Consider the following 11,204-nt stretch of genomic DNA (forward strand, 5'->3'; position numbering starts at 1 on the left):
TCCGACTTTTCCGCGATTCAGAACATTCCGCTTTCCTGTGTCCTTCGCCACTCTGGATTAACTCGATTATCCGGTGCTAGCATCCCTTTCATGACGCAGGTAATGCCTGATTCCGCAGACCGCTTCAGTGGTTTCGCGGAGCAATACGACCGTGTTCGTCCGCGTCCGCCGCAGGAGCTCGCGGACATGCTCCGGCAGTGGGCCGGGGTCGCGGAGCCGTCCGTCGTCGACATCGGCTGCGGCACCGGTCTGTCGTGCACCATCTGGCCCGAGGTGACCGGTGTGGAGCCGTCCGCCGAGATGCGGGCGATAGCCGCCAGACGTGGGGTGCGCGTCGTCGCAGGCTCCGCGGAGGACACTGGGCTGCCCGGCGAGTGCGCCGACATCGTGACGGTCAGCCATGCGCTGCACTGGTTCGACGCCGCGCGGGCCTTCCCGGAGATCGCCCGCATCATGCGGCCCGGAGCGGTCCTCGCCGCCTTCGACTTCGACTGGCCGCCGGCCGTCGATCCCGAAGTGGACGCCGCCTACCGGGAGTTCGAGGCGACCCACAACGCGCTGGAGGCCGAGCGCGGCCTACGTCCCGCTTTCGCGCCCAAGAGCGAGCACCTTGAGCGGCTGCGTCACAGCGGCCTTTTCCGGCACGTGAACGAAGTGTGCCTGCACATGAGGGAATCGGGCTCCGCGGAGCGTTTCGTCGCCGTCGCCGCGAGCCAGGGTGGAGTCGTCGCACTCCTTGAGGAAGGCGTCAGCGAGGACGAACTGGGCCTGACCCGACTGCGCGAGGTCGCCGAGCGCCGTATCACCGAGCAGAAGACATGGTGGTGGACCTGTCGGGTCCGGCTCGCGGTGCGGTAAAAGGCCGCCACGGCCGCGTGCCGCGACGGAACGGCCGCGGAACGAAGCGGAGCGGATGCGTATCTAGGGGGAAACGCCATGGGGGAACGCGTTGTCATGCCCGAGTGCCGGGGGTATCCGCGGTTATCGGAACTCGTCCGTAGTTGCCCCGGCGGCGCCTCGGTAAAGGTCTTCACCGACCCGTGCCCGACGCCCGAACTCCTCGAAGAACGCATCCGCGGCGCGGATACGGTGCTCCATTTCTTCCATGCGCCACCGCTTGCCGCCGAGGCGCTGCTGGCCGAGCGGCCGAGGAGGGTCGTCGTGGCTGGGCCGCACGGCGGTCCCGACATCTCCGTCCTTCAGCGAGCGGGGATCGAGGTGTACGACACTCCCGGGCTGGCGGCGGACTCGGTGGCCGAGTTCGCCATCACTCTCCTGCTGATGCTGGCCCACCGGATCCCCAGCGCCGTCGGCGCCGCCGGTGACATCCCGGCCGCGGGGCGGGAGCTGACGGGGAAGACGCTGGGCATCGTGGGCTGGGGACGCATCGGTGCCCGGACGGCCCGGCTGGCGCAGGGCATCGGGATGCGGGTCGCGGCCTGGTCGCCATCACTGGACGAGGAGACCGCGCGGGCCGCCGGGGTCCGGCGCCTGCCCCTGGACACCCTGCTCGGCGGCGTGGACGCGGTCAGTCTCCATCTGCGTCAGGGCCCGGGCACCCGGCAGTTGATCGACGCCCGCCGACTCGCCTTGCTCGGCTCCGGAACGCTGCTGGTCAACACGGCCCGCGCGGGCCTGCTGGACATGGCGGAGCTGCGCCGTCGGCTGGCCGCCGGCCTGGTCGGCGGCGTCGCCCTCGACGTGGCGGAGGTCGAGCCGCTGCCGCCGGATGACCCGCTGCGCACCGACCCACGGGTGCTGGCCACCCCGCACATGGCGTGGATGACCGACGAGGCCGTCGTCCGCTTCCTGACCGCCGCCCTCGCCTTCGCCACGACCGGGCGGGACACCGGCACGGTCCGGCGGGTCGCCTGACCCGATGACCGAGCGGAACCGCACACGACCACATGAACCGCACCGCTGCCGGGAGCCGTCCGCCGTGGCCGCGGTGAACGACGAAGGGGGATACGGATGGCCTTTCCCAGCAGTCTGCCCGCGCCCACCCGCGACGCGGTTGGCGAGAACTTCGTGGCCCGGACCCTGAGCGCCCTGGCTCGGCAGCGGGAGTTGTGCCGTGACCCCCGCCCGGTCGCCGAAGGCGTACTGCGCGACCTCCTGGACCAGGCCCGCGGCACCGCTTTCGGGCGGGACCACGAACTGGCGAAGGTCACCACCGCCGCACAGTGGCGGCGGGCCGTGCCCATCCGGGGCTACGAGGCGTTACGGCCTTACGTCGAGCGGCAGTTGGCCGGGGAGGCGGACATCCTCACCCGCAGCGCGCCGTACGCCTTCCTCACCACCTCCGGGTCGAGCGGGCGCCCCAAGTACATCCCGACCACCCGGCACTGGCGGGACCGGTACCGGGGCCGTGGCCTGTACGCCCAGTGGGGCCTGTACTTCGAGCGGATCGGGGAGGCCCACCACGCCGCCGACCGCGTGCTGGACCTGTCCTGGGAGCGCACACCGGTCTCCCGCAGCAGGGGCGGCTTCCCCGTCTACAGCATCTCCCGGCGCCCGGCCGCGGTCGGCGCCGAGGACTGGGTGCCACCGTGGTATGACGCGCCCTGGCTGCGCGGGGACGACGAGGAGGAGTACGCCGACAGCCTCTACCGCAAGCTGTGCCTGCTGGCCGGGTCGGACGTCCGGATGGTGGTGACGCTCAACCCCTCCAAGATCGTGGGCCTGGCGGAGCAACTGGAGCGGCGCGGAGCCGAGTTGGTGGACGACGTCGCCAAGGGCACTGTCTGCGGCCGATCGGTGCCGGGGACACTGCCCGACCCGTGGCTGGCCCGCACGCTGGAACGCAGGCTGCGGCGACGGCCGGAGGGCCTGCGCCTGTCCGACCTGTGGCCCGGGCTGTCCCTGGTGGTCTGCTGGAACTCCGCCTCGGCCGGGCTGTACCGGGACTGGCTGGAGAAGGTCACGCCCGGCATCCCCAAGCTGCCGTTCAGCACCACCGGCACCGAGGGGATCGTCACCATCCCGGTGGACGGCCACCCTTCGGCCGGTCCGCTCGCCGCCGACCAGGGCCTCTTCGAGTTCGTTCCGTACGACGAAGGCGACGGCGGAGAGCCACTGGCGCCGTGGACGCAGACCCTGTCCCCCCAGGAACTGGAGACCGGCCGCTCCTACCGCCTGGTGATGAGCCAGGCCAACGGGCTGTACCGGTACGACGTGGGGGACGTCTACACCGCGCTGGGTACGGTGGGCGCGCTGCCGCGGCTGGAGTTCGTCGGCCGGGTCGGCTTCGGCAGCTCCTTCACCGGCGAGAAGCTCACCGAGGCCCACGTCTACCAGGCCGTTCGGGAGGCCCACGACCGTGCCTGGGGGAACCTGCCGGTGTTCACCTGCGTCCCGTGCTGGGGCACGCCGCCCGGCTACGTGCTGGCGGTCGAATGGACGGCGGGATTGGGCCGGTGCGAGCGCAAGGGGTTCGCAGCCGCGGCCGAAGCGGCTCTCCAGCGGTGCAACCCGGAGTACGCGGAGAAGCGCCGCACCGAGCGCCTGCGCCCGCTGCGCGTACTGCCGCTCGCACCCGGGAGTTTCCTCGCCATCGCGGAGGCGCAACGGCGCCGCGGCGCGGCGGCCATGCAGATCAAGCACCACTGGCTCCAACGCGACGGCGCCCTGCTGGAGTTGATCGAGGAACTCGGACTCGCCCTGCCCGAGTGACCCGTCCACCGGGCGACGAACACGACCCCGCCGAAAGGTGACCCATCGCTGTGATCACCCAACCTGCCTCCCCGACCTTTCACCGCGTCCGCACGACCACCGCCGCGGACGGTGTCCCGCTGACCGTGCACCAATGGGAGCCCGAGGAGCCGCGCGGAGCCGTCTTCTACGTGCACGGCCTGCAAAGCCACGCCGGTTGGCTGTTCGAGAGCGGTCCCGAACTGGCCGCCCGCGGCTGCGCGGTGTACGCCGCCGACCGGCGCGGCTCCGGAACCAGCGGCGGCCAGCGCGGTCATCTGCCGTCGGCGGAGGCGGTGCTGGACGATTACGCGGCCCACTTCGACGCGGTGCGGGACCGCTGCCCGCAGGGCGTGCCGGTCACCGCGGTCGGCCAGAGCTTCGGCGGCAGTGTCCTGGGCGCGCTGCTTTCCACCGGTCGCATCGCACCCGACGCCGTGGTGCTGTGCGCGCCCGCGCTGGGGCAGCAGTACCGTCGGCACGGACGCGACGGCATGGACCGGATCCGCGAGCGGACCGGCCTTCGCCGGTCCCCGGTCACGCTGAAGGACGAGGACTACACCGCGGACCACGGCTACCTCTCCTTCATGGCCAACGACCACCTGATGCTGCGTCAGACGACGGATGGTTTCCGCGCCGCCATGGTCGAACTGGAGCTGCTTTACCGCGAGTCGGGCCCGTGGCGCTGGGACGGACCGCAGGTCCCGGTGTACTACGCGCGGCCGGAGCGGGACGCCATCATCGACCTGGACACGGTGGCCGAGGTGCTGTCCCGGTTGTGCCCGCAGGCCGTGGAGGTGCGGTTCGCCGCCGACCACCACTACCTGGAGTTCTCCGCGGTGCGGGACCGGTTCTGGGACTGGCTGGCCGGCGTGGCGGTGCCGGGGGCGGCCGGACGGGAGGGCTGTCTGTGACCGCCGCGCTGGAGGTGCTCGCCGTCCACACCGCGACGGTGCCCATGAGACGGATCTTCGCGCACGCCAGCCACAGCCACTCCGCTACCCGGTCGGTGCTGGTCACCGTACGACTGCACGGCACGGAGGGCTGGGGGGAGGGCGCGCCCCGGCCCTATGTGACCGGGGAGACCCTTCAGAGCGCGGCGCGCTGTCTGCGGCGCGTGAACCCGGCCGTGCTCGGCCCACTGCTGCCCGCCGACGACTTCAGCGGCGCGGTCGACGCGTTGGCCTCCCTGGACCTGCCCCGGCTGCTGGGCGGTTCGCGCCCGGCCCCGGCCGCCGCGGCGGCGTTGGAGACCGCACTGCTGGACGCCCTGTGCCGACTGCACGGGCGGTCGATGTCCGACGTCCTGGACGCCTGCCGCTGGGCCGCACCGGTGCTGACAGCCGCCCCGGCGCGTCGCGTCGTCAGCGAGGTGGTGGACACCAGCCGTACCCCGGCCGAGCAGTTGGGGATGCTGCCGGCCGCGGCGCGCTCCCGGCTGCGCCATGTGAAGCTCAAGGCGCTGCCGTCCCCCGAGGAGACGGCGGAGCGCGCCCGGGAGGCGCGGCGGCTGCTGGGGCCCGCCGTCCGGCTCTCCGTCGACGTCAACGGCGGCTGGTCGCCGCAGGCCGCCGAGGAAGGCGCCCGCCTGCTGCGGGAGTCGGCCGCGGTGGACTGGCTGGAGGAGCCGACCACGCCCAGGGACTGGACGACCCTGAGCCGCATCCAGGACGGCGGCATGCCGGTGATGCTCGACGAATCCGCGGTGGACGCGGTGGACCTCGCCTGGGCGGTCACCACAGGTGCGGCATCGCTGATCAACGTCCGGATCTCCAAGTGCGGCGGTCTGCTCCCCTCGTTGCGCCTGGCGTCCCTCGCGCACGGGGAGGGGTTGCGGGTGCAGGTGGGGGTTCAGGTCGGCGAGGTCGGTCCGCTGTGGTCGACCGGGCGGACGCTGGCGGCACGGCTGGCCGACGTCGTCGCGGTGGAGTGCGGGCGCCAGGACGAGTGGTTCCCCACCCCGCTCACCGAGCCGCGCTACACCGTGGACCGCGATCACCATCTGGCCCCACCGCCACCCGGCCCGGGGCATGGGCTGCGTCCCGCCGACCTGCTCGTTCCGCACCTGGCCGACGTGCCGCCCGCGGAACCCGAGCAGCCGTCGGCCGACTGAACCGGCAGTCCGGCGACGCGCACAACAACCGCAGTCAAGGTGACCAGGAGGACAGCACGATGCATCTCGCACGCGTGATGACAGAGCACGGCCCGCGCTACGGCGCGGTCGACCCGAAGGAGCGCTCGGTCCGGATCCTGACGGACGAGTGCTTCCCGCCCGGCCCGTCGCCGCAATTCACCGGGGTGAGTGTGCCGTTGGACGGGGCACGGCTGCTGGCGCCGGTGGCCCCCGGCAAGGTCGTGGTCATCGGCCGCAACTACGGGAGCCGCGCAGACGCCGCCGACACCCTGGTGCTCCATCTCAAGCCCCCCACCGCCGTCACCGGACCCGGGGAGCCGATCCTGCTGCCCTCCGGTTCGAAGGACGTCCGGTACGAGGGCGAACTGGCCGTGGTGATCGGCAGCGTCTGCCGCGCGGTGGACCCCGACCAGGCCGAGGCCCACGTCTTCGGCTACACCTGTGCCAACGACGTCACCGCCTGGGACATCGGGACCGAAGGAGGGCAGTGGACGAAGGCCAAGGGCATGGACACCTTCTGCCCGCTCGGCCCCTGGATCACCACCGACGTCGACCCGGCGGCGGCCGTCATCACCACGCACGTCAACGGAGAGCTGCGGCAGCACGGCAGCACCGCAGAGCTCACCCGTGCCACCGCCGTGCTGGTCTCCGAGGTCAGCCACCTGATGACGCTTCTCCCCGGCGACGTGCTGCTGACCGGCACCCCTGGGGGAAGCGCGTCCCTGGCCGACGGCGACGAGGTGACGGTCGCCATCGAAGGCATCGGTGCCTTGCGCAACCCGGTCGCCGGACGGTAGCGCGGCCGGCCACGGCGACTTCCAGCATCCACCTCGCGATGATCGACCTCGTAAGCCGACGCCTCGCCCGAGACTCCATCCCGAACTGGCGCGAGAGATCCAGCGCACCGTGGGAATCGATCCCCACCTCGCATCGACCCGTGGCATCCGTCAGTCGTTGTACGCGCGCTTCGCCCCCTCGCTCATCGCCGTGTTCTGGAAGGCGACGCACAGCCAACGTCCCTCCCGGCGGCGCAGCACGTACGTTTGGAACTTGTCGTAGCCGAGCGCGGGTTGGGTGCCGACCCCGCCGATCGTCGTCACCACGCTCGTGTCGACGTCCACGGTCCGCACGTCGATCGGCTTCACGATCATGCGGGTGCCCTTCTGCCACACGGTGAAGACTTCGTGGTGCGTCCGCTCGATCTCCGGCCTGCCGAGGATCGCTTCGCCGATGAACGCGATGTAGGAAGCGTCCTCGGAGAACTGGGCGGCGTACGCCTGTGCGTCACCGGCGTTCCAGGCCTCTCGCACCCGGTTGAGGAACGCGTCCACCGTCTCGTCACAACTGCTGGTCACGGTTTTCTCCTTGAGGTGTCATGGCGGTCCGTGCTGGGGCGGCCTGCGAGCGCTTGCCGGGGAGCCAGCGCTACTTCGCTGCCGTTTGCTCCTTCGGCTCGGGTGCGGTACGTACGTCCGCGGGCTTGCCGCGCAGCGGCACTTCCTTCATGAAGACCGCGGCGGCGAGGCCGGCGGCCGCCACGATCGAGGCCACCAGGAAGATCTGGTGGGTGCCGTGCACGACCGCCCGCAGGTAGGCGTCCTCGGCCGCACGCGGCAGGTGTGCCAGTGCCGAGCCGCCCGCGTGTGCGCCCCCGCCGGGTGCGCCGTTGGCCGGGGCGTGGCCCTGGACGGCCCGGGTGAACAGGGCGCCGAACACCGCGACGCCCAGGGAGCCGCCGAGCGTGCGGAACAGGTTGGTGGCGGCCGAGGCGGCGCCCATGTCGCGGAGCTCGACGCTGTTCTGCGCGATGGTGTTGGCCATCTGCAGGGCGAACCCGGTGCCGATGCCGACCAGGACCATGAAGGCGCTGGTGGCGGTTCGGGAGGTGTGGGTGTCCATCGAGGACAGCAGGCCCATGCCGATCGTGAGGGAGACCGCGCCGATGATGGGGAAGATCTTGTAGCGGCCGGTCCTGGTCATGACCTTGCCGGCGATGTTGGAGGCGATGACGGTGCCGATCATCATCGGCAGCAACAGCAGGCCGGAGTTGGTGGCGGAGGCGCCCTGCACGGTCTGCTGGTACAGCGGCAGGTAGAGCGTGCCGCCGAACATGGCCACACCCGAGACGACGAGCAGCACCGCCGCCAGTGGGAAGTTGCGGCTGCCGGTGAAGATCCGAAGCGGCAGCAGCGGTTCGGTGGAACGCCGCTGGGAGGCGATGAAGGCCACGAGCAGCGCCACGGTGGCCGCGGCGAGCGTGAGTATCTGCCACGAGCCCCAGGCATACGTGTCGCCCGCCCAGGTGGCCGCCATCACGATGGTGCTGACCATGGCCGTCATCAAGGTGATGCCCAGCCAGTCGATCACGACCTTGCCGCGTCGGGCGTGCGGGACGTGCAGCAGCAGTTGGCACCACACGATGCAGATCAGCCCGACGGGCAGGTTGATGTAGAAGGCCCAACGCCAGCCGAGGTGGCCGGTGATGACCCCGCCTGCCAGCGGACCGCCGATGCTGCCGACCGCCATGACGATGGCGACCATGCCCTGGTAGCGGCCACGTTCCCGGGGCGGCAGCAGGGCGCCGATCAGCGCGAAGGCACCCGCACCAAGGCCGCCCGCGCCCACGCCCTGCAGAGCCCGGAAGATGATCAGCTCGTTCATCGTCGAGGCCGTCCCGCACAGCGCGGACGCGCCCAGGAAGACCACGATGGAGGCCAAGAACATGCCCTTGCGGTTGTACAGGTCCCCCAACTTGCCCCAGATCGGCGTGGAGCAGGCGGTGGTGAGGGTGTAGGCCGTCACGACCCACGACAGGCTGTCCACACCGCCGATGTCGTTCACGATCGTGGGCATCGCGGTGCCGACGATCAGGCCGTCGAGCTGGGACAGCAGCAGGGCCAGCATGATGCCGAGCAGCACCCAGCGGATGTTCTTGGGGACAACGGGCTGCGAAACCCCGTCGGGCGGTGCGGACTTGGGTGCGGTCATGGTGGACCACTCCTTTCGGATCGGGCACGGGCCGCCCGGCGTCGAGCGGGCGATACGGCTAGTCGGTGGAGACGGCGCCACGGCGCCAGACCGCCCGAACGGACAGACCGTCCTCGACGCGGGTCGTCGGGTCGCCGTCCACCAGGACGAGATCGGCCCGCGCCCCGGCGGCGATCCGACCGCGGTCGTCCAGGCCGAAGCGCCGAGCCGGAACGGAGGTGGCGGCGCGCAGCGCCTCCACGGGCGTCAGCCCGGCCTTGACCAGGAGGCGCATTTCGTGGTGCAGGCTCGCGCCGTGCACCACCCCGCCGTGGGCGGGGACGGGGATGGAGGCGTCGGTGCCGGCGATGATGTCGACGCCTGCGCCGTGCAGGGCGGCCACGCTCGCCAGCACCTGGTCCAGAGTGCCGTCCGGGTACTTGTTGAACGTGCCGCGCAGTGTGGCAAGCCACTCAGGCGGCAGCTTGGGGCCTACCCGCGGGTCGTCGGCCAGCGCCTGGCCGGTGCCTCCCATGAGGGAGGAGCTGACCACCAGGCACGGGGTGACGAAGATTCCGGCGTCGGCGATCGCCGAGACGATCTCCTCGGTGTGCGGTCGATCGATGAACAGGTGCGCCAGGCCGTCCACTCCGACCTCGATGGCCTGCTCGGTGGCGGCCAGCGTCATGGCGTGCGCGATCACCTTCTTGCCCAATAGGTGCGCCTCCGCCACACCGGCCTTGAGCGCCGCCGTGCTGATCATGGGCAGCCCGGGGTGCCCCATCACGGTGCCCTCTTCGATCATGACCTTGATGTAGTCGGCGCCCTGGCCGGTCATCGCCCGGACGTGGGCCACCGCCTCAGCCGGGGTCGAGACCGACGGCGGTGTCCAGCCGCCCCCGCCAGGCCGGTGCTCGGCCAACTCGGCGATCAGCTCGTGGGGATGGCCGTCCTTCGCCATCAGAGCCAGCAGGGCCGAGCGCACGTCGGCGAGGTCGTCGTCCTCGTCGATCTCCTTGCGTTGCTGCGGCGTCCAGTAGCCCTGCATCTCCAGTTCCGTGGTCACGCCGAAGACCCGCGCGAGCCTCAGTCCGTCCAGCGAGGTGTGGACGTGTCCGTCGATCAGACCCGGCAGCAGCGTGCCGCCCCGGCCGTCGACAACCTCCGCCCCTGCGGGGGGCTCCTGGCCGATGGAAACGATCTCGGTTCCCTCGATCGCGACGCTCCGCTCCGAACGAACGTGTTCGCCGTCGAAGATCCGAACATTCGTAATGAACGTGGACATGAATCGCTCCTAATGGTCGAAGTGCCCCGAGGCCCGCCGCCCCGGGACCCGTCCGACCTCATTCGGCCGCCACGCGCCTGGGGGCGCCGACCTTCAAGGTGGGCGCTGACACGAGCAGCGTAACGAACATGTTCGCTACGAACAAGTTCGTTAACGGTTGGCCGCAGAGGACATCCGGCCAGCATTTCCCGTACAGAGGCCAGACACGCTTACGCTCCGTCGCGAACAGGACCACCCCAGGGCAGCGAAACGCCTTCAGCGCCAGCCTGGCGTGCCGTTGAACGGCTTGGAGTCCGCGAACATGTTCGTTAGGCTGTTCGCATGACAGCACGCACGGCCCCGAAGAGCCGCCGGGAGCGCCCGGCCAAGCCCGCCCTGAGCCGCGCCGGGATCGTCGCGACATCGGTCGCGCTCATGAAGAGCGAAGGACTGGAGCGGGTGACGATGCGCCGCCTGGCCCAAGAACTCGACACCGGGCCGGCCTCGCTGTACGTGTACTTCCGCAACACGGCCGAACTGCACGCCGCGGTCCTCGACGAGTTGCTCGGCGAAGTCGACCTCAGCTCCGTGCCGGATGACGGGCCCTGGCGCGAGCGTCTCATCGACGTCCTCACGTCCTACATCCAGGTCCTGTACGAGCATCCGAGCCTGGCCCGCTCCGCCCTTGTAGCGCGCCCGCGGGGAGAGCACTACCTCGCCCTGCTCGAAGGGCTGCTGGCGATCCTCAAGTCCGGTGGCATCGCAGGCGAACGCGCAGGCTGGGCCGTCGACCTTCTCCTGCAGTTCGCCACCGCGGCTGCCGCCGAGCACGGAAGCCGCCGCCAAGCACCGGAAGCGCAGGAGGAATGGACGGCCTTCACGGAGGCCCTGCGCGCGGCCCCACCCGAGCGCTACCCGCATCTGGCAGCGACGTTCGACGACCTGTTCACCGGTACCCCGCACGAACGCCGCACCTGGACCTTCCAGGTCCTCCTCAACGGCATCCTCACCGCGCCCGCCCCGGGCACCGGTCCCGGGTGAAGGCCCGGATGCGGCCGCCGAGTTGGGCCAGCCGTCCGCCGCAGCGCGTAGAACTTTCGGCGGAAGCGGCGTCCGTGCGTCCATGACTCAGCCGACGAGTCCCATCAC

10 protein-coding genes are annotated in these 11,204 nt (G+C 70.9%); 7 read left to right on the forward strand and 3 right to left on the reverse strand.

The features are described 5' to 3' along the window. The first annotated feature begins 102 nt into the window (after nucleotides 1-102). From P3G67_RS15605 to P3G67_RS15630, 6 genes are all read left to right on the forward strand, one after another. Nucleotides 103-858 carry a class I SAM-dependent methyltransferase gene (locus P3G67_RS15605; RefSeq protein WP_276094027.1) on the forward strand — a complete coding sequence of 252 codons (756 nt, stop codon included), beginning with the start codon at nucleotides 103-105 and terminating at the stop codon, nucleotides 856-858. 78 nt (nucleotides 859-936) lie between these two features. After that, entirely contained in the window at nucleotides 937-1,875 is a 939-nt protein-coding gene (locus P3G67_RS15610) for an NAD(P)-dependent oxidoreductase (RefSeq protein WP_276094028.1), read from the forward strand. Between the two features lie 96 nt (nucleotides 1,876-1,971). Beyond that, complete coding sequence (locus P3G67_RS15615) at nucleotides 1,972-3,672, forward strand: GH3 auxin-responsive promoter family protein (RefSeq protein WP_276094029.1); 1,701 nt, start codon at nucleotides 1,972-1,974, stop codon at nucleotides 3,670-3,672. 50 nt (nucleotides 3,673-3,722) lie between these two features. Next, the gene (locus tag P3G67_RS15620) at nucleotides 3,723-4,604 is read left to right on the forward strand and encodes an alpha/beta hydrolase (protein ID WP_276094030.1); all 882 of its coding nucleotides are present in this window, start codon (nucleotides 3,723-3,725) and stop codon (nucleotides 4,602-4,604) included. Then, complete coding sequence (locus tag P3G67_RS15625; protein ID WP_276094031.1) at nucleotides 4,601-5,803, forward strand: enolase C-terminal domain-like protein; 1,203 nt, start codon at nucleotides 4,601-4,603, stop codon at nucleotides 5,801-5,803. Before P3G67_RS15620 ends, P3G67_RS15625 begins: the two co-directional genes overlap by 4 nt. 59 nt (nucleotides 5,804-5,862) lie before the next feature. Then, entirely contained in the window at nucleotides 5,863-6,621 is a 759-nt protein-coding gene (locus P3G67_RS15630; RefSeq protein WP_276094032.1) for a fumarylacetoacetate hydrolase family protein, read from the forward strand. A 150-nt stretch (nucleotides 6,622-6,771) separates the two neighbouring features. Here P3G67_RS15630 and P3G67_RS15635 read toward each other — a convergent pair whose 3' ends face one another. The 3 genes from P3G67_RS15635 to P3G67_RS15645 form a co-directional block, all read right to left on the reverse strand. Continuing rightward, nucleotides 6,772-7,179: an SgcJ/EcaC family oxidoreductase gene (locus tag P3G67_RS15635; RefSeq protein ID WP_276094033.1), complete on the reverse strand. Its 408-nt coding sequence runs from the start codon at nucleotides 7,177-7,179 to the stop codon at nucleotides 6,772-6,774. 70 nt (nucleotides 7,180-7,249) lie between these two features. Continuing rightward, entirely contained in the window at nucleotides 7,250-8,812 is a 1,563-nt protein-coding gene (locus P3G67_RS15640) for an MDR family MFS transporter (RefSeq protein WP_276094034.1), read from the reverse strand. 58 nt (nucleotides 8,813-8,870) lie between these two features. Continuing rightward, nucleotides 8,871-10,076, reverse strand: a complete 1,206-nt coding sequence (locus P3G67_RS15645) for an amidohydrolase family protein (protein ID WP_276094035.1) — start codon at nucleotides 10,074-10,076, stop codon at nucleotides 8,871-8,873. A 321-nt stretch (nucleotides 10,077-10,397) separates the two neighbouring features. On the opposite strand from P3G67_RS15645, the gene P3G67_RS15650 reads away from it, so the two are divergent. After that, a complete protein-coding gene (locus P3G67_RS15650) occupies nucleotides 10,398-11,096 on the forward strand; it encodes a TetR/AcrR family transcriptional regulator (RefSeq protein WP_276094036.1) in 699 nt (232 codons plus the stop codon). The last annotated feature ends 108 nt before the right edge of the window (nucleotides 11,097-11,204 follow it).

The organism is Streptomyces silvisoli, from assembly GCF_029269905.1.
Taxonomy (GTDB): Bacteria; Actinomycetota; Actinomycetes; order Streptomycetales; family Streptomycetaceae; genus Streptantibioticus_A; species Streptantibioticus_A silvisoli_A.

Bases quoted from the DNA above. Each gene is read 5' to 3' on its own strand.
- P3G67_RS15615 (WP_276094029.1), top strand. From the start codon at position 1,972: ATGGCCTTTCCCAGCAGTCTGCCCGCGCCCACCCGCGACGCGGTTGGC.
- P3G67_RS15610 (WP_276094028.1), top strand. From the start codon at position 937: ATGGGGGAACGCGTTGTCATGCCCGAGTGCCGGGGGTATCCGCGGTTA.
- P3G67_RS15630 (WP_276094032.1), top strand. From the start codon at position 5,863: ATGCATCTCGCACGCGTGATGACAGAGCACGGCCCGCGCTACGGCGCG.
- P3G67_RS15640 (WP_276094034.1), bottom strand. From the start codon at position 8,812: ATGACCGCACCCAAGTCCGCACCGCCCGACGGGGTTTCGCAGCCCGTT.
- P3G67_RS15650 (WP_276094036.1), top strand. From the start codon at position 10,398: ATGACAGCACGCACGGCCCCGAAGAGCCGCCGGGAGCGCCCGGCCAAG.
- P3G67_RS15605 (WP_276094027.1), top strand. From the start codon at position 103: ATGCCTGATTCCGCAGACCGCTTCAGTGGTTTCGCGGAGCAATACGAC.
- P3G67_RS15645 (WP_276094035.1), bottom strand. From the start codon at position 10,076: ATGTCCACGTTCATTACGAATGTTCGGATCTTCGACGGCGAACACGTT.